Consider the following 17,790-nt stretch of genomic DNA (forward strand, 5'->3'; position numbering starts at 1 on the left):
CGTGCGGTCGTGCGCGCTAGACGCTGAAGCTGTAGTCGGCCAGCGTGCTCACGTCGTCGCCGAGCGTGGCGACCAGGAACAGCTCGCTGGCGGAGACGACCGCGTCGGAGCCGCCGGGCAGGAACATGCTGGAAGAGAACTGGAACAGGGCCGCCTGCTCGCCGTTGTCCACCACGAACAGCCGCGAGTCGCCATGCGCGTAGGCCGAGGTGGCCGCGCCAATGGCCGCCGCGGCGCTCTCCGCGGTGATGGCGCCCGCAATGTCGCGGGTGAAGATGACCAGCTCGGCCGCGGTGGAAAAGCCGCCCGGGGCGTTGCGCACCAGGGCGTTGTCCACCACCGCGTCGCCGTCGCCTATGGGGCGGGTGAAGACGATGCGGTCGTCGGCGCTGTTCCAGTCCGTGACCGTGGCGCCGCCGGCCTCGATGCCGAAAACGATGGTGTCGGCCCCGTCGCCGCCGGTGACCGTGTCCCGCGCCTCGGCCCACACCTGGTCGTTGCCCGCCCCGCCGTCGAGCACGTTGAGGTCGAAGCCGCCGTGCAGCACGTCGTTGCCGTCGCCGCCCTGCAGCGAGTCGTTGCCCTGGCCGCCGTCCAGCAAGTCGTTGCCCGCGCCGCCGGTGAGCGTGTCGTTGGCCAGGCCGCCCACGAGCGTGTCCTTGCCGTCCAGGCCCGCCAACACGTTGCGCAGGTCGTCGCCGACGATGAGGTTGTCCTGCGCGTTGCCGGTGCCGCGGCGCGCGCCTTCGTACAGGTGCAGTTCCTCGACGTTGGGCGCGAGCACGTGGTCCACGTAGGCGTGGACCACGTCGTGGCCCTGGCCGGCGTTTTCCTGCACCCGGTCGCCGGCGGCCTCGACGATGTAGCTGTCGTCACCCGCGAGGCCGCGCATGGTCACGCCGCCCACGCCGTCGAGCAGGTCGTCGTGGCTGCCGCCTACGAGGGTCTCGGTGCCCAGCTTGCCCACCAGCACGTTGTCGGCGTTGGACGTGCCGACCACGGTGGCCCCCGTGGCCGGCGGCGTCTCGTTGTCCAGGATGCGGGCCACCACCGGCGCGGGCTCGCTGCCCACGGGGTTGGCCAGGCGCAGGCTGAAGGTCTCGGTGCTCTCGGCGCGCGCGTCGTCCAGCAGCGCCACGTGCAGCACCTGCAGCGTCTGCCCCGGCGCGAACACCACCTGGCCGCTTTGCGCCACGTAGTCGCTGCCGGCGCGGGCCGTGCCGTCCACGGTGCTGTAGGCCACGCTCACGCTGCGCGCGGACGGCGCATCCAGCGTCACCACGAAGTCCAGCGTGGTGTCCGTCTCGCGCGCGTGCAGTGCCGCGGCCTGCACGCCGGGGCTGGCGGCGCTGCCGTCGTGGTGCGAGGGCAGCACCATGTGCGCCCGCGTGTCGCCCAGGGTGGCGTTCACGGGGTTGGTCAGCAGCAGGTCCAGGAAGCGGCTGTCGTGCGCCGCGCCGTCGTCCACGTTGTTCAGCGCCACCAGCACCGTCTTGTTGGTCTCGCCCGGCGCGAACACCACCGTCTGCGGCAGCATCCGCTCGTAGTCGGTGAACACGCGGGTGCTGCGGTCCTCGGTGGCGTAGCGCAGCGTGACGTACTCGGTGCTGGGCTTGTCCAGCCAGAGGTTGAAGCGGGCGAAGGGCTCCCAGCCGTCCACGATGGCGTCGTCGATGTGGATGACGGGCGTGCCCGCGGGCCGGTCGTTGTCGCGAATGGTGCCCAGCACCTCGCCGCGGCCGTCGGCGATGGCCATGTTCACCGGGTTGGAGAGCACGAGGCGCAGCAGCTCGTCGGCCTCCACCGCGCCGTCGTTGAGCAGGGGCACGTGGACCACCTGCGCCACCTGCCCGGGCGCGAACACCAGCGTGCCGCTTTGCGCCAGGAAGTCGCTGCCCGCGCTCGCGGTCACGCCCTCGATGCGCCAGCTCACGCTGGACGTCAGCGCCGAGCGCGCGCTGAGGCTGACCACGAAGTTCAGCGTGGCGTCGGCCTCGCCGGCCTGCGCGTCCAGCACGCTGACGCCGCCCCAGGGCTGCGCCCCCTCGTTCACGCCGGCCACGCCCGCCACGTAGAGCTTGGCGCGCGTGTTGGGAATGTCCACGTCCACCGGGTCGCCCAAGGACAGGTCGAAGTAGGTCGACCCCTGCGACGCCCCGGTGCGCGGCGGCACGCCCACGGTGTAGGTCTGCGCCACTTCGCCGGGGTCGAAATGCAGCGTGCGCCCGCCGTCGATGGACGCGACGTTGAACTCCAGGAACTGGCTGCTGGGGTGGTCCAGGCGCAGCGTGAAGATGGCCTGGCCCTCGGCGTCGTCCACGACCACGTCGTCCACCAGCAGCTTGGGCCGGCCCAGGGCCGGCGCGTCGTCGTCGACGATGGTGGCCCAGGCGGTGTGCCGGCCTAGGGTGTCGTTGACCGCATCGAAGAGATTGAGCTTGAACAGCTCCAGCGGCTCGCGCGTGGCGTCGTCCAGCAGCGGGATGTCCACCGTGAGCGAAAGCTGGCCGGGATCGAAGACCAGCACGCCGGAGCGGCCCGTGTAGTCCACGCCCGCGTGGGCCGTGGCGGCGGCCGTGGCCCAGGACACCTGTACCGGCGAGGTGGTGGGCTCGGTGAGGCGCACGGTGAAGCGTGCCAGGCCGCTCGACTCATCCACTGCAAAGTCGTCAACCACGATGGCCATGTCAGCCTCCGATACCGCTCGCGTCTACCGGTGGCGGCGCCAAGGTCGCCATGGGCGAACGTGGCCGGCAGCATAGTCCTCGCTTCAATGTGGTGCGAGCCGCGACCCTTGCCGATACAGGGTCCCTCACGTTCGCAGAAGGAACTTACCGCGCACGCCTTGAAGCTCACGCGAGGGGTCGAGCGCCATCGGGGCCCGTGCACGGCCCACCCGTGCGTGGCATTCAGGCCTGGCCTGCCGCCCAGTACGTGCGGATGTTGCAGAACTCGCGCACGCCCGCGGCGGCCAGCTCGCGGCCGTAGCCCGACTTCTTGGTGCCGCCAAAGGGAACGCGCGCGTCGGAGGCCGTGACGGCGTTGATGAAAGCCGCGCCGGTGGTGATGCGCCTGGCCAGTTGGACGCCGCGCTGTGTAGATCCCGTCCAGATGCTCACCGAGAGGCCGAAGGGCGTGGCATTGGCCAGCTCGATGGCGTGCGCGTCGTCCCGCGCGACGGCGATTGCCGCGGCCGGGCCGAAGGTTTCCTCGTCAAACACCGCCATCCCGGGGGCCGCGTTGGCAATGACGGTGGGCTCGAAGTAATAGCCCGGTCCGTCCAGCGCACGGCCGCCCGCCAGCAGTTGGGCGCCGGCGGCCACCGAGCGCTCGATCTGCCGCTGCAGCGCCTCGCGCAGGTCGCCGCGTGCCAGCGGGCCGACTTGCGTCGCGGGGTCGGTGGGGTCGCCCACGACCAGCGCCCGCGTGCCCTGCACGAACAGTTGCGTGAAGCGTTCGGCCACCGAGGCCGCGACGATGAAGCGCTTGGCGCATACGCAGCTCTGGCCCGCGTTGTGGAAACGGGCCTTCACCGCCGCGGCCGCGGCCGCGCTCACGTCGGCGTCGTCCAGGACGATGAAGGCGTCCGAGCCGCCCAGCTCCAGCACCGACTTCTTGGCTTCGCGCCCGGCCGCCGCGCCCACGGCCGCGCCGGCACGGTTGGAGCCGGTCAGCGTCACGGCGGCAATGCGCTCGTCGGCAATCAGCCGCTCCGTGGCGGCAGGCACTTGGCTTTCGGCCACGACCAGCGTCGTCACCAGCGCTTCAGGCAAGCCGGCGTCGGTGAAAAGCTTTTGCAGTGCCAGCGCGCAGCCGGTGACGTTGGGTGAATGCTTGAGCAGCACGCCGTTGCCCGCGGTGATGGACGGGATAGCGAAGCGCATGACCTGCCACACCGGGAAGTTCCACGGCATCACGGCCAGCACCAGGCCGATGGGCTCGTAGCTGACCCAGGCGTGCGCGCCGTCTATGGCCACCTTCTCGTCGCAGAGCAGCCGCTGCGCGTTGTCGGCGTAGTACAGCGCCGTGACGGCGGACTTCTCCAGCTCGCCCGCGGCCTCGGCCACGGGCTTGCCCATCTCGGCGGTGACCAGGCGGGCGAAGGCGTCCTTCTGGCGGCGCAGCTCTTCAGCCAGGCGGCGCACGGCCGCCACGCGCACTTCCAGCGGCTGCAGGCCCCAGGCCGTGGCGGCGGCATGGCCGGCGGCCACGGCCTGCTCGATCCGCGCGGGCGTCCAGCCCTCGTAGGTCTGGAGCACGGCGCCGGTGGCGGGGTTGATGGTGGTGACGGTGTGGGTCATGGCGTGGACTCGTGAGGGTGAAACAGCCCCGCCGGCCCGCGGGCCGGGCCGGCTGGTGGTGTTGCGGTAAGGGGGGTGGGGACGTCGCTGCGCGACGCGCGCCAGCAGCGTCAGCCGGCCTTGGGCATGAACAGCTCGCCCAGCGGGCCGGCCTTGGCGGCCTGTGCCGTGGGCTGCGCCCGGGTGCCGCCGGCCTTTTCGCGTGCGGCGTCGCGCAGGTGCAGCCGCATGAAGTCGGCCGCCGCCTCGCGCTGGCCGGAGAGCAGCAAGTCGATGAGCGCCAGGTGTTCCTTGCAGCGCCGCGCGGTGGCCGTGCGGTCCACGGCCTTGCGGTACTCCATGAGCCGGCGCAGCCGGTTCACGCGCTTGAGCGCATCGGCCATGAAGACGTTGCCCGAGAAACCGGCGATGGTCTCGTGCAGCCGGGAGTTGGCGTCGAAGAGCTGAACGGGCGAGGCCCATTCCGCCGCCCCGTCCACCAGCGCCTGCTGCTCGGCGCGGCACTTGCGCAGCGCGGCCTCATCCAGCGCCCAAGTGGGCTCCAGGATGGCGGCCGGCTCCAGCAGGATGCGCAGCCGGTAGCCCTGGTCGTAGGCGGCGCCGGTGCTCAGCGTCGGCAGGAACTGCCAGCCGTTGCCCGGCAGCCGTTCTATCCAGCCTTCGTTGGTGATGCGGCGCAGCACCGCGCTGAGCCTTGCACGCGTCACCTCATAGCGGCGCATGAGCTCGTTTTCCGTCAGGCGGTCGGGCAAGCGCCCTTCCAGGCGATCCTCGGCGATCTTCAGGTACAGCGGCTCGTCCGGATCGACCGGCGGCAGCGCCAGGGCCGGCGCTGCCTGCACGCGCTCGCACACGGCATAGCCGCCTTCGGAGCGCCGCTCAATGACCTGGCGCTGCGCCAGCAGTTGCATGGCTTCGCGCACCGGCGAGCGCGAGACGCGAAAGCGCTCGGCCACCGCCCTCTCGGGCAAGGACGTGCCCGCCGGCACCTGCTCCTCAGCCAGCCAGGTCTCGATGCTGGCTGCCAGCTGTTCGGAAAGTCCACGTGCCATGTTCGTCATTATCGGCTCCGCTCCAAGGGGTGCGGGCAGCCTGGCGAGGCCGCTGCCCGCGACACAGGCGCGCCTGCCAAGGCCGTTCCAGGCCGCCTTCCGGCCGGCTGTGTCAGAGCGCGCGGGCCACCGCGTCGCCGAAGGCCTTGCAGCCCATGGTGCCGCCCAGGTCGGCCGTGCGCGTGGCCGGGTCGGCCAGCACGCGGTCCACCGCGGCATCGATGGCCGTGCCGGCCTCGTACAGCGCGGGCAGCTTGTGGTGCTCGCCCAGCCACTGCGCCAGCATCGCCACCGACAGGATCATGGACACCGGGTTGGCCTTGTCCTGGCCCTGGATGTCAGGCGCGGAGCCGTGCTGCGCCTGGGCGCAGCAGAGCTGGTCGCCGGCCATGACGGAGCCGGCCAGGCCCAAGCTGCCGGAGAGCTCGCTGGCGAGGTCGGAGAGGATGTCGCCATAGAAGTTCTCGGCCACCAGCACGTCGAAGCGCTCGGGGCTGCGCACCAGGTAGGCCGTGGTGGCATCGACCAGCAAGTCGTTGAACTCCACCTCGGGGAAGTCCTTGGCGACCTGGCGCGCGCACTCCAGGAACAGGCCGTCGGTCATGTGGAAGCTGTTGGCCTTGTGGATGGCCGTGACCTTCTTGCGCCGCTTCATGGCCAGCTCGAAGGCGCGGCGCGCGATGCGCTCGCTGCAGTGGCGCGTGATCTTGCGCACCGACAGCGCCATGTCGGGGCTGGGCATCATCTCGCCCCAGCCGCGGGCCATGTTGCGGTCCGGGTAGAAGCCCTCGGTGGCCTCGCGCATGATCACCAGGTCCATGCGCTTGCCCGGCTTCATGTTCGATTCCAGGAAGGGGCGCGTGCGCGCCGGGCGCACGTTGGCGTAGAGGTCGAGCTGCACGCGGAAGGCGGCGGAGATGTTGCGGCCGCCCTTTTCCGGCGCGGGATAGTCGGCGTGCGACTGCGTGCCCAGGATGAGGCCGTCGTAGCCGCGCGCCTTGGCCAGCACCTCTTCGCGCAGCGTGGTGCCGTGCTTTTCCAGGCTGACGAAGCCGACGTCCTCGTAGTCGTAGGACAGGCCGAGCCGGTACTTGGCGTCGGCCGCCTTGAGCACGTTGACGGATGCTTCGACGATCTCGGGGCCGATGCCGTCGCCGGGGAGAACCAGAATCTTCATGGTGATGCCTTGGGGTGGAACGTTGGAAATGTTGGAAATTTGGAAAGGGAAGGCAGGCATGCCGCCGCTTCAGTCGAGCTTGATGCCGGCGTCCTTGACGACCTTGGCCCAGCGGCCGGACTGCGCCTTCATGAAGTCGCCCATCTGCGCCGGCGTGCCGCCCACGGCCACGGCGCCCACGGCGTCGAGCTTGGCCACCACGGACGGGTCCTTGAGCACGGCGTTGACCTCGGCGTTGAGCCACTGCACGGCCTCGGCCGGCGTGCCCTTGGGCGCGACGAAGCCGTACCAGGCGGGCACGTCGAAGTCCTTGAAGCCCTGCTCGGCGAACGTCGGCACGCCCGGCAGGTCTTTCAAGCGCTGGCCCGCGGCCACGCCCACGGCGCGTACCTTGCCGCCCTTGATGTGCGGCAGCGCCGAGGTGGAGGTGTCGAACATCATCTCGATCTGGCCGCCGATGAGGTCCGTCATGGCCGGCGCGCTGCCCTTGTAGGGGATGTGCACCAGGTCCACCTTGTTCTGCAGCTTGAACAGCTCGCCGGCCAAATGCACCGAGGTACCGGAGCCGCCGGAGCCGAAGTTGAGCTTGCCGGGCCTGGCCTTGGCGGCGGCCACCACGTCGGCCACGGTCTTCATGGGCGAGGACGCCGGGACGATGAGCACCGTGGGCGCGTCGGCGATGTGCACCACCGGCACGAAGCTCTTGTCGGCGTCGTAGCGCAGCCCGCTGTAGAGGTGCGGGTTCACCGACAGCGTGAACTGGCCCAGCAGGAAGGTGTAACCGTCAGGCGTGGCGCGCGAGGCGGCCTCGTTGCCGATGTTGGTGCCGCCGCCGCCGCGGTTGTCTATGACGAAGCTCTTGCCCGTGCGCTCGGTGAGCTTGGTCGTGACCATGCGGGCGACGTTGTCGCTGCCGCCGCCCACCGCGAAGGGCACGGTCACGGTCACGGGCTTGCTGGGGTAGGCCTGGGCCAACGCCATGGCGGGCAGCATCGCGAGCGCAGGGGCGCCCAGCGCCAGCCCAAGGGCAAGGCGACGATTCATGGTCTGGTCTCCGGTAGAGGTAGGGGCTGTCTGCCGTCAGAACGGCTGCAGGACCGTGGCGACGTGCTCGACCTGCGGCGCGCTTTCGAAGCAGTGGCCCACCAGGCGGCGCCAGCCCTGGAAGTCCTCGGAGTTGCGGAAAGTGACCATGTGGTCTTCCACCGTTTCCCACTGCACCACCAGGCGGTAATGCGTGGCTTGCTCGATGCCGCGCTGCAGCGCCAGGCCGTGGCAGCCCTTGGCGCGCTGGAACAGCGGCGCGGCCTCGGCCACGCCCCGCTCGAAGGCGGCTTGCATGCCGGGCTTCACGGCGATGTGGGCGACTTCGAAAATCACTTGTCGTGCTCCGCGGAGACGAAGTTGGTCACGCCGGTTTCGGTGAGCGTGCGCGTGGCGTCCAGCCGGGCGTAGATCCACAGGATCTTCATGGGCTGCGTGTCGGAGAGGTTGCGGAAGCGGTGCGAGAGGTTGGGCGGCAGCCAGGTGGTGTCCAGCGCTTGCAGCCGCACCGACTCCTGGCCCTCGATGTCGAGCATGGCCTCGCCTTCGAGCAGCACCACGCTTTCCTCGCAGTTGTGGCTGTGGAACGGGATCTTGGTGCCGGGGGCGAAGCTGGTGATGCCGTTGATGAAGGCCGTGGCACCCACCGAGGGGCCTACCAGCGGCGTGGTGCTGGCGCCGCCGCCGCGGTCGTGCGTCTTGATCTCTGCGGGGCGCAGCACGGCGGCTCTGCGCGGGTCGGGTTGGGTCATGGCAGGTCTCCCAAGGAGGCGTTGGAGAAGAGGCGGGGCGGGGGTCAGGCCGCGGCGTCCGCGGAAAAGCCGTAGAGCTCGGCCGGGTTGCCCACCAGGATGCGGTGCAGCACCGCGGCGTCAGGCGCCCAGGACCGCAGGGCCGCAAGGCTGGCCGGCAAGTCCACGGTTCGGAAGGGTTCGATGCGTGCGGGATCGCGGTCGCGGTTCCCGCCGCCGGTGTGCGGCCAGTCGGAGCCCCACAGCAGCCGCCCGGCGCGGGCCTGGATGAGCGTGCGGGCCAGCGGCGCGAGGCCGGCGTGGCGCGTCGCGTCGCTTGATGCGCGGTAGAAGGCGGAGAGCTTGAGCCATACGCGGTCCGTGGCCAGCAGCGCCAGCAAGGTGCGCAAGGGAGGCTGCAGGGTGTCGGCATCGCCGGCACGCAGGCCGCCAAAGTGGTCCAGCACCAGCGGTACGCGAAAGCCCTGCAGGGCCTGGGCCACGACCGGCAGCAGCGATGCGGCGCAGTGGATCTGCACGCACCAGCCCGGCAGGTCCACGACGGCGGCGGCCCGCTGCAGCTCGGCCAGCACGCGCGCCGGGTCGGATTCATGGCGCACTTCCAGGTTGAGCCGGACGCCGCGTACCCCGGCGGCATGCAGCGCCAGCAGCTCATCCCGGCTCACGCGCTCCAGATCCACCACGGCGATACCGCGGCAGCGATGCTGGCCCAGTTGGGCGATGGCATCGAGCATGCAGCCGTTGTCGGTGCCGTAGACGCTGGGCTGCACCAGCACCGCGCGCCCTATGCCGAGTTGGGCATGGCACTCACGCAGCGCGGCCGCGCTGGCCGGCCCAGGGGTGTAGCTGCGAGCCACGGCGAAGGCAAAGCGCGCCGGGTCGAACACATGGACATGTGTATCGGTGGCGCCGGGCAAAGACGCAGCGGTCGCCGGCATGGATGAAACGCGTGATGGCATGGATGGCTCGGTGTCTTGCAATTCCAAGCGCTGCATGTGCTTGGTTTTGTATGACTATAAAAGACCAAACGTTGCCGCGAAAGTGCGTAGTTCCACGTAGGAAATTGACCCAGTGCTCTGCGATGCGGGCTCATTGAGATCAGGAACAATTTCTCAATGAAGTACCAATAAGCGCAGGCAAGGGCGCCGCGCGACGTGAGCCGCGGATGGTGACGGCCGTGCAGGCAGGCGGCAGATTGCACCACGAGCCTATAAAGTACGGTTTGTCCATGATGAACGGCCTGGCTTCCCAGGCATGCAACCCTGGAGTGGCCATGAAAGATTCCTCCTCTCCCACGCCTCCGGGCGGCATCGTTCCCGTCGTGGCCGGCCGCGTGCTGGAGCTGCTCACCTCCGGCGGCTACGCGGTGGGCGACCGCATCACCGAGCAGTCGCTGGCGGACGCGCTGGGCGTCTCGCGCTCGCCCGTGCGCAAGGCGCTCCAATACCTGGAGACCTTGGGCGCCCTGAGCTCCAGCCCCAACCGCGGTTTCCAGGTCGCGCAGGAGGCCGCCAGGCTGCGCAAGATCGAGATCGCCGACGACGAGTCCGACGAGGCGATCTACATGCGCATCGTGCAGGACCGCCTCAACGAGGCCCTGGACGAGGAGGTGTCGGAAGCCGAGCTGATGGAGCGCCACGGCCTCACGCGCATGCAGGTGCAACGCGTGCTCAACCGCATGGCGCGCGAGGGCCTGGCCGAGCGCAAGCCGGGCCGGGGCTGGCTGTTCCGGGCCGTGCTCAACACGGTGGACTCGCACCGCGAGAGCTACCGCTTTCGCATGATCATCGAGCCCGCCGCCATCCTGGAGCCGACCTTCAGGGTGGACCGCGCGCTGTTCGAAAAGGTGCGCCACCAGCAGCAGATGCTGCTGGACGGCGGCATCGAGCGCTGGACGGCCGCGGAACGCTTTCGCGCCGGCGCGGAGTTCCACGAGGCCATCGTGGCCTGCGCCAACAACCGCTTCCTGATGGACGCGCTGCGCAACGTGAACCAGCAGCGGCGCGTCATCGAATACCACTGCCAGACCAACTCCGCGCCGGACCGCGAACGCATGCGCCGCCAGTGCGAAGAGCACCTGGCGCTGCTGGCGCTGCTGGAGGCGGGCGAACGCATGGAGGCCTCGCACCGGCTGCGCCAGCACCTGGACGTCGTGCGCGCCATCAAGACCGACGACAAGGCGCCCGCCACGCCCGGCCAGCGCGCCCGCGCCAAGGAGCCGGCCGTCGAGATCCACCTATGACGCGGCCGGCCCTTGCGGACTGCGTAGTTTCACGAACCCGATATTTTGTATTAATTGTTGATCTGATGCAATACAGGCCCTAAACTGCCGGGCATGGCACTGGTGATGCCATGCCCCTTTCGGTCTGGAGACAAGCATGAAGATCCTCGTGTTGCCGGGTGACGGCATCGGCCCTGAAATCGTTGAAGCTTCCGTGGGCGTGCTGCACGCCGCCAACGCCAGGTACCGGCTCGGCCTGGCGTTCGAGTACGACGACGTCGGCTTCGCCAGTCTGGAAAAGCACGGCACCACGCTGCGCGAGGAGGTGCTGGCCAAGGCGCGCAGTTGCGACGGCATCATCCTGGGCACGCAGTCGCACGCCGACTACCCGGCGCCGGAGAAGGGCGGCCGCAACGTCTCGGCGGGCTTTCGCATCGGTCTGGACCTCTACGCCAACGTGCGCCCGGCGCGCACGCGCCCCTTCCTGGAATCGAACATGAAGCCGGGCAAGACCATGGACCTGGTGATCATGCGCGAGGCCACCGAGGGTTTTTATCCCGACCGCAACATGGCGCGCGGCTGGGGCGAGGTGATGCCCAGCCCCGACATGGCGCTGTCCACGCGCAAGATCACGCGCCACTGCAGCGAGCGCATCGCGCGCCGCGCCTTCGAGCTGGCGATGACGCGGCGCAAGAAGGTCACGGCCGTGCACAAGGCCAACAGCTTCCACATGACGGACGGGCTGTTCCTGGAAGCCGTGCGCCACGTGGCCCAGGACTTCCCCGAGGTGCGGCTGGACGACCTGCTGATCGACGCCTCCACCGCGCACCTGGTGCGCAGCCCCGAGCGCTTCGACGTCATAGTCGCCACCAACTTCTACGGCGACATCCTCTCCGACCTCGCCAGCGAGCTGTCGGGCAGCCTGGGCCTGGCCGGCTCCATGATGGCCAGCGACACGCACTGCTGCGCCCAGGCGCAGCACGGCTCCGCGCCGGACATCGCGGCCCAGGACAAGGCCAACCCCGTGTCCATGATCCTGTCGGTGGCGATGCTGGTGCAGTGGATGGGCGAGCACCACCAGGCGCCCGCGCTGTTCGAGGCCGGCGCCGCCATCCACGCCGCGGTGGACCGCGTGCTGGAGAACCCCGCCACCCGCACCGCCGACCTGGGCGGCACCCTGGGCTGCAAGGCCTTCGGCGAGGCGGTGGCGCGCGCCCTCTGACGCCGGCGCACGGCATGACGGGCGGGCTTCATTGCAAGGCCCGCCTTTTCCCATTTGTCTTGGAGCAAGCTGATGCTGTTGGGCTGCATTGCCGACGATTTCACGGGCGCCACCGATCTGGCCAACAACCTGGTGCGCGCCGGCATGCGCGTGGTGCAGACCATTGGCGTGCCCGGGCAGGACAGGGCCGTCGAGGCCGATGCGGTGGTCATCGCGCTCAAGTCCCGCACCATCGAACCCGACGCGGCCGTGGCGCAGTCGCTGGCCGCGCTGCGCTGGCTGCGCGCGCGGGGCGCGGGGCAGATCTACTTCAAGGTCTGCTCCACCTTCGATTCCACCGAGCGCGGCAACATCGGCCCGGTGGCCGAGGCGCTGGCCGGCGCCCTGGGCGCGGACGTCGTGCCTGTGTGCCCGGCCTTTCCCGAGAACCAGCGCACGGTGTTCAAAGGGCACCTCTTCGTCGGCGACCTGCTGCTGAGCGACAGCAGCATGCGCCACCACCCGCTCACGCCCATGACGGACGCCAGCCTCGTGCGCGTGATGCAGCGCCAGTGCCGCGGCCGCGTGGGCTTGGTAGAGCACGGGGTGGTGCGCCAGGGCGCCGACGCCATTGGCGCGCGCCTGCAAGCGCTGCAGGCCGAAGGCGTGCGCTTCGGTGTGGTGGACGCCATCGCCAACGACGACCTCATGGCCATGGGCCGCGCCTTCGCGGCGCTGCCGCTGCTGGTGGCCGGGTCGGGGGTCGCCATCGGCCTGCCGCAAAACCAGGGCCTGGCGCCCAGCGCCGCGGCGGCCGAGCTGCCCAAAGTGAGCGGCGCGCGGGCCATCGTCTCCGGCAGCTGCTCGGCGGCCTCCAACGCCCAGGTGGTGGACTTCATCAGCCGCGGCGGCGAGGCCTTCGCGGTGGACCCGCTGCGCATGGCCGCGGGTGAAGACGTGGCCGCGGCGGCGCTGGCCTGGAGCGAAGGCCGCATCGCCGGCCGGCCCCTGCTCTTCTACGCCACGGCCGAGCCTGCGGCGGTCAAGAGCGTGCAGGCGCGGCTGGGCGTGGACGAGGCCGGCGCGCTGGTGGAGCGCACGCTCTCCACCATCGCCCGCGGCCTGGTCGAGCGCGGCGTGCGCCAGCTCGTCGTGGCCGGCGGCGAAACCTCCGGCGCCTGCGTGCAGGCCTTGGAGGTGCAGCGCCTGCGCATCGGCCCGCAGATCGACCCCGGCGTGCCGTGGTGCCACGCGCCATCGCCGGCGGCCGGGCCGCAGGGCCTGCTGGTGGCGCTGAAATCCGGCAACTTCGGCACGGCGGACTTCTTCACCAAGGCTTTCGCCTTGCTGGACTGACCATGGCCACCGAAACCCAACTGCGCGAAGACATCTGCCGCGTGGGCCGCAGCCTGTTCGAGCGCGGCTACGTGCACGCCACGGCCGGCAACATCAGCGTGCGCACGGACGATGGCTTTCTCATCACGCCCACGGACGCCTGCCTGGGCTTCCTGGAGCCGCAGCGCCTGGCCAAGGTGTCGGCCAGCGGCGAGCCATTGAGCGGCGACCGCGCCAGCAAGACGCTGGCGCTGCACCGGCGCATCTACGCCGCCGACGCGCAGGCGCGCTGCGTCATCCACACCCACTCCACGCACCTGGTGGCGCTGACGCTGGCGGGCGTGTGGAGCGAGGAGGCCATCCTGCCGCCCATCACGCCCTACTTCGTGATGAAGGTGGGCCGCGTGCCGCTCGTCCCCTACCACCGGCCGGGCGACCCGGCCGCGGCAGCGCTGGTGGCAGAGGCAATCGAGCAGGCCCGCCGGCGCGGCGCCCGGCTGTCGGCCGTCATGCTGGACCGGCTGGGCCCCAACGTGTGGGCCGCCACCCCGGCATCGGCCATGGCGCTGCTGGAGGAGCTGGAAGAGACCGCCCGCCTGTGGTTGCTCGCGAATCCAAAGCCCGCGCCGCTGGACGAGGCGGCCCTGGAGGAATTGCGCCAGGCCTTTGGCGCGCCATGGTGAGCGGGAGTATTCCAATGACGACCCCTGACAGCGCCCCGCGCATCGCGCTCATCCATGCCGTGTACGTCGCCATGGCGCCGGTGGAGGCCGCCTTCCAGGCGCGCTGGCCGCAGGCGCGGCGCGTGAACCTGGTGGACGACGCGCTGCCGGCGGACCTGGAGCGCGCCGGCCGGCTTACCAAGGCCCTGCGCGCGCGCATCCGGCGCCTGGCCGAGCACGCCATCGCGGACGGGGCTGACGCCGTGCTCTTCACCTGCTCGGCCTTCGGCGACGCCATTGCCGAGGCCGCGGCCGGGCTGCCCGTGCCGGTGCTCAAGCCCAACGAGGCGATGTTCGAGGCCGCGCTGCGCGCCGGGCGGCGCATCGGCATGCTCGCCACCTTCGGTGCCGCCGTGCCGTCCATGGAGCAGGAGTTCAAGGCCCTGGCACGCGAGCGCGGCGTGGACGTGTCGCTGGAGACGGTGTGCCTGCCCGCCGCCCTGGCCGCGGCCAAGGCGGGCGACATGACCACGCACGACCGCCTGCATGTCGAGGCGGCGGCACGGCTGGCGCATTGCGACGCGGTGATGCTGGCGCACTTCTCCAACTCGCGCGCCCTGGCCCAGGTCCAGGCCGTGCTGCCCTGCCCGGTGCTGAGCGCCCCGGAAGCGGCCATCGCGGCGCTGCAGGCACGCTTGGACGCGCAAGGCTGAAGGCGGCGGCAGCGCTGCCGCCTTGTTCACCGGGACTCAAGAAGGCGGGGACTGTCGCGAGACAGGCCCCGTTTTGCTGGATCAAACGGTCAGTCCGGCCGTATGCCGCGCGCCTTGATGAGCTGGCCCCAGCGCTGGGCTTCCGAGGCGATCAGCGCCGCGAAATCCTCCGGCGTTCCGCCGCCAATGACGTTGCCCGGATCGGTGATGCGCCTGGCCAGGTCCGGTGCCTGCAGCGCCTGGTTGATGGCCTGGTTGAGCCTGGCAACGATGGCCGGTGGCGTGCCCTTGGGCGCCACGACGCCGAACCAGTTGGAGATCACCATGTCCTGGATGCCCAGTTCGGCGAAGGTGGGCACGTCCGGCAGCGAGGCCAGCCGCTTGTCGTGGGCCACCGCCAGCGCGCGCATGCGTGGCGGGCTGGATTTCAGGTAACCCATGGCGGCCGGCGCCATCTCAAACATGTAGTCCACCGTGCCGCCCAACAGGTCGTTGGCCGCCGGGCCGCCGCCGCGGTACGGGATGTGCGCGGCGTCGGTGCCGGTGACGATGTTGAACGTCTCGCCGGCCAGGTGGAAGGAGCCGCCCGACCCGGCGGAGGCGTAGCTGAGCTTGCCCGGGGAGGCCTTGGAGGCGGCGATGAGGTCCTTCAGGCTCTTGTGGGGCGACTTGTCGGCGCTGACCACCAGCAGCAAGGGCCCCTTCTCTATGAGCGCCACCGGCACGAGGTCGCGCTGCGGGTCGTAGCTGAGCTTGGGGAACAGCGTCTTGTTGACCGCCAGCGGGGCGAGGTTGCCTATGCCTATGGTGTGGCCGTCCGGCGTGGCGCGGGCGATGGCGTCCGTGCCGATGTTGCCGTTGCCGCCGGGCTTGTTGTCCACCACCACGGCCTTGCCCAGGAGGGCGGCCAGCTTCTCGCCGAGCTGGCGCGCCCGCGTGTCGGAGCTGCCGCCCGCGGCGTAGGGCACGATCAGCGTGATGGGCTTGCTGGGATAGTCCTGTGCCAGCGCAGACAGCGGGCCGGCGGTGGCGGCCAGGGTGGCACCCAGCACGAAGGCGCGGCGCGTGAAGTGAGGCAATGCGCTCATGAGACCTCCTTGAAGACGCGTGGCGTCAGAAGCGGTGGCGCAGGCCCACGGTCACGCCGGTGGCGTTGCGGGTGCCCATGAAGCCGGGCTGCGGGTAGGCGCCGGTGAGGCGGTTGTTGTCCACCTCGGCATAGAGGTCGGTGCGCTTGGAGAAGTTGTAGTCCAGGCCGACGTAGCCCATCTTGCGTTTGCCCGCGTTGACGTTGCTTTGGCGGTCCTGGGCATAGCTCACCGTGAGCACCAGCGGGGCGGTGAGGTTGTAGTTCACGCCCAGGCTCCACACGTCGTTTTCCTGGGCGCTGGTGCCGCGGTCGTTGCGCTTCATGTAGCCCAGGAAGGTCTTGAATCCCTGGGTGACGACGTAGCTGCCGCCCACGCCCGTGATGCCGCGCGTGGCGGTGTTGGCGGCGTTGTTGATCTCCTGGTAGTAGGCCACCAGGTCCAGGTTGCCGGCACCGTAGGTGGCGCCCACGCCGCGCCCGCGGCCGTTGCCCTCGTTGAAGGTGTAGCTGGCGTACACGCCCACGGGGCCGAACTGGCCGTAGTAGCGCGCCATGTTGTCCTGGCGCGAGACGTGGTGCGAGCTGAACATCGCGATGGCGTCCAGGTTGGGGTTGGGCTGGGCCTGGAAGCGGCCGGACAGCGGATGCGCCAGCGTGTACTGCCGGCCCAGCGTGACCAGGCCCAGCGGCGAGTCCAGGCCTACCGAGGCCTCGCGGCCGAAAAGGCGCCCGCCCGGCGCGGCCGTGCTGCCGTTGCTCGCGCTGGAGTTGGCCTGCTGCGACGTGCCGGTGGAGGGGTCAAAGCCGCTTTCCAGCGTGAAGACGGCCTTGAGGCCACGCCCCAAGTCCTCGCTGCCCTTGAGGCCCCAGCGGCTGCCGGTGTAGGCGCCGTCGCCCAGGCTGGTGAGCGAGTCGCCATTGGCGTTGGCGTTGCGCTGGTGCCGCACGGTGGCATCGACGATGCCGTAGGCGGTGACGTTGGACTGGGCGCAGGCCAGCGCAGGCACGAAAGCGGCCGCGCACAGCGCGCCGTGCGTGAACAATTTTTTCATGGAGGGCCCTCTCCTTTAGGGCAGCAGTGATGTCGCGCGCAGGCGCGCGGGGAGCCCGCCGGGCGCGGGCTCAAAGGGATGGGATTACTCCGCCTGGATGCGCGCGTCGTGGATCACGCGGGTCCAGCGGCCGACCTCGGCCTTGATGAACTCGTCGAACTGCTCGCGCGGCCCAACGGCGGGCTCGGCGCCCAGCTCGGCGAAGCGGGCCTTGACGTCCTCGGCGGCCATGGCCTTGGCGACTTCGCGCTGCAGCTTGTCCAGCACCGGCGGGGGCGTCTTGGCGGGAGCCGACAGGCCCACCCAATGCACCATCTGGAACTCGGGCAACCCGGCCTCGGCGAAGGTCGGCGCGTCAGGCTGCTTGGGGGAGCGCTTGTTGCCCGTGACGGCCAGTGCGCGCAGCTTGCCGCTGGAGAGGAAGGCGCCGCCGGCGGTGATGCTGTCCAGCAGCACGTCGATCTCGCCGCCCATGAGCGCGGTGATGGACTGGCCGCCGCCCTTGTAGGGCACGTGCTGCAGCTCCATGCCCGCGGTGGCGTCCAGCAGCGCCATGGCCAGGTGCGAGGTGCTGGCCACGCCGCCGCTGCCGAAGTTGAGCTTGCCCGGCTGCGCCTTGGCCGTGGCGATCAGGCCCTTGAGCGACTTGTGCGGCGAGTGGGTGGCGGTCATGAGCGCCAGCGGCGATTCCGCCACCTTGGTGATGCCCGTGAAATCGCGCAGCGTGTCGTAGCTCAGCCGGCTGCCGTACAGCGCGGGCGCGGTGACGAAGGGCGCGCTGTTGAACAGCAGCGTGTAGCCGTCGGCCGGCGCCTTGGCCACCTGCGCCGTGCCTATGGTGCCGCCGGCACCCACCTTGTTCTCGACGATGAACTGCTGGCCCAGGTTGGCGCTGAGCTTGCCGGCCAGGATGCGCGCCATCACGTCGTTGGGGCCGCCCGGCGAAAAGGCCACCACGAGGGTCACGGGCTTGGCCGGGTACGCCGGCTGCGCCTGCAGCGGGGCGCTGGCGCCGGCCAGCAGCAGGGCCCCGAGCGCCAGGACGCCGCGGCGCGGCACGCCCGGCGATGCCGGCAAGGTGAAGTGATGCATGGAGCTGTCTCCGTAACGTCGTTCGGCAAGCCCCACCCGCGAGGAGCCGTTGGGCGCAGATTGTATGAATGCATTGTTTAATACAATAATTGGGGTTT

Annotated in this window: 16 protein-coding genes; 5 read left to right on the forward strand and 11 right to left on the reverse strand. The window is 70.3% G+C overall.

The genetic code is table 11. The annotated features are described in order from the left end of the window. Positions 1 to 16: 16 nt before the first annotated feature. The 8 genes from SM757_RS17835 to SM757_RS17870 form a co-directional block, all read right to left on the reverse strand. Entirely contained in the window at positions 17 to 2,686 is a 2,670-nt protein-coding gene (locus SM757_RS17835) for a Calx-beta domain-containing protein (RefSeq protein WP_322466518.1), read from the reverse strand. A gap of 223 nt (positions 2,687 to 2,909) precedes the next feature. After that, positions 2,910 to 4,301: an aldehyde dehydrogenase family protein gene (locus SM757_RS17840; RefSeq protein ID WP_322466519.1), complete on the reverse strand. Its 1,392-nt coding sequence runs from the start codon at positions 4,299 to 4,301 to the stop codon at positions 2,910 to 2,912. A gap of 110 nt (positions 4,302 to 4,411) precedes the next feature. Next, positions 4,412 to 5,362, reverse strand: a complete 951-nt coding sequence (locus SM757_RS17845; protein ID WP_322466520.1) for a GntR family transcriptional regulator — start codon at positions 5,360 to 5,362, stop codon at positions 4,412 to 4,414. A 103-nt stretch (positions 5,363 to 5,465) separates the two neighbouring features. Beyond that, the gene (locus SM757_RS17850; RefSeq protein ID WP_322466521.1) at positions 5,466 to 6,530 is read right to left on the reverse strand and encodes an isocitrate/isopropylmalate dehydrogenase family protein; all 1,065 of its coding nucleotides are present in this window, start codon (positions 6,528 to 6,530) and stop codon (positions 5,466 to 5,468) included. Positions 6,531 to 6,599: 69 nt separating this feature from the next. Continuing rightward, positions 6,600 to 7,574: a Bug family tripartite tricarboxylate transporter substrate binding protein gene (locus SM757_RS17855; RefSeq protein WP_322466522.1), complete on the reverse strand. Its 975-nt coding sequence runs from the start codon at positions 7,572 to 7,574 to the stop codon at positions 6,600 to 6,602. Between the two features lie 36 nt (positions 7,575 to 7,610). Next, positions 7,611 to 7,910 carry an antibiotic biosynthesis monooxygenase family protein gene (locus SM757_RS17860; RefSeq protein ID WP_322466523.1) on the reverse strand — a complete coding sequence of 100 codons (300 nt, stop codon included), beginning with the start codon at positions 7,908 to 7,910 and terminating at the stop codon, positions 7,611 to 7,613. After that, positions 7,907 to 8,326, reverse strand: coding sequence for a cupin domain-containing protein (locus SM757_RS17865; RefSeq protein WP_322466524.1), 420 nt, complete (start codon positions 8,324 to 8,326; stop codon positions 7,907 to 7,909). Before SM757_RS17865 ends, SM757_RS17860 begins: the two co-directional genes overlap by 4 nt. Positions 8,327 to 8,370: 44 nt before the next feature. After that, a complete protein-coding gene (locus tag SM757_RS17870) occupies positions 8,371 to 9,264 on the reverse strand; it encodes an amidohydrolase family protein (RefSeq protein WP_322466525.1) in 894 nt (297 codons plus the stop codon). Between the two features lie 335 nt (positions 9,265 to 9,599). On the opposite strand from SM757_RS17870, the gene SM757_RS17875 reads away from it, so the two are divergent. The 5 genes from SM757_RS17875 to SM757_RS17895 all read left to right on the forward strand — a co-directional run bounded on the left by SM757_RS17875 (position 9,600) and on the right by SM757_RS17895 (position 14,458). Further along, positions 9,600 to 10,568, forward strand: a complete 969-nt coding sequence (locus SM757_RS17875; RefSeq protein WP_322466526.1) for a GntR family transcriptional regulator — start codon at positions 9,600 to 9,602, stop codon at positions 10,566 to 10,568. 136 nt (positions 10,569 to 10,704) lie between these two features. Beyond that, positions 10,705 to 11,769, forward strand: coding sequence for an isocitrate/isopropylmalate dehydrogenase family protein (locus SM757_RS17880; RefSeq protein WP_322466527.1), 1,065 nt, complete (start codon positions 10,705 to 10,707; stop codon positions 11,767 to 11,769). Positions 11,770 to 11,841: 72 nt separating this feature from the next. Beyond that, positions 11,842 to 13,104, forward strand: coding sequence for a 3-oxo-tetronate kinase (gene otnK, locus SM757_RS17885; protein WP_322466528.1), 1,263 nt, complete (start codon positions 11,842 to 11,844; stop codon positions 13,102 to 13,104). A gap of 2 nt (positions 13,105 to 13,106) precedes the next feature. Then, positions 13,107 to 13,766 carry a class II aldolase/adducin family protein gene (locus tag SM757_RS17890; RefSeq protein WP_322466529.1) on the forward strand — a complete coding sequence of 220 codons (660 nt, stop codon included), beginning with the start codon at positions 13,107 to 13,109 and terminating at the stop codon, positions 13,764 to 13,766. A 14-nt stretch (positions 13,767 to 13,780) separates the two neighbouring features. Further along, positions 13,781 to 14,458 (forward strand): aspartate/glutamate racemase family protein, encoded by a 678-nt coding sequence (locus tag SM757_RS17895; protein WP_322466530.1) that lies wholly within the window; start codon positions 13,781 to 13,783, stop codon positions 14,456 to 14,458. Between the two features lie 89 nt (positions 14,459 to 14,547). Here SM757_RS17895 and SM757_RS17900 read toward each other — a convergent pair whose 3' ends face one another. The 3 genes from SM757_RS17900 to SM757_RS17910 all read right to left on the reverse strand — a co-directional run bounded on the left by SM757_RS17900 (position 14,548) and on the right by SM757_RS17910 (position 17,692). After that, positions 14,548 to 15,546 (reverse strand): Bug family tripartite tricarboxylate transporter substrate binding protein, encoded by a 999-nt coding sequence (locus SM757_RS17900; protein WP_322466531.1) that lies wholly within the window; start codon positions 15,544 to 15,546, stop codon positions 14,548 to 14,550. 25 nt (positions 15,547 to 15,571) lie between these two features. Continuing rightward, complete coding sequence (locus tag SM757_RS17905) at positions 15,572 to 16,600, reverse strand: porin (RefSeq protein ID WP_322466532.1); 1,029 nt, start codon at positions 16,598 to 16,600, stop codon at positions 15,572 to 15,574. Positions 16,601 to 16,684: 84 nt separating this feature from the next. Continuing rightward, complete coding sequence (locus SM757_RS17910; protein WP_322466533.1) at positions 16,685 to 17,692, reverse strand: Bug family tripartite tricarboxylate transporter substrate binding protein; 1,008 nt, start codon at positions 17,690 to 17,692, stop codon at positions 16,685 to 16,687. Between the last annotated feature and the right edge of the window lie 98 nt (positions 17,693 to 17,790).

Source organism: Azohydromonas lata, from assembly GCF_034427735.1.
Classification (GTDB): Bacteria; Pseudomonadota; Gammaproteobacteria; order Burkholderiales; family Burkholderiaceae_C; genus Azohydromonas; species Azohydromonas lata.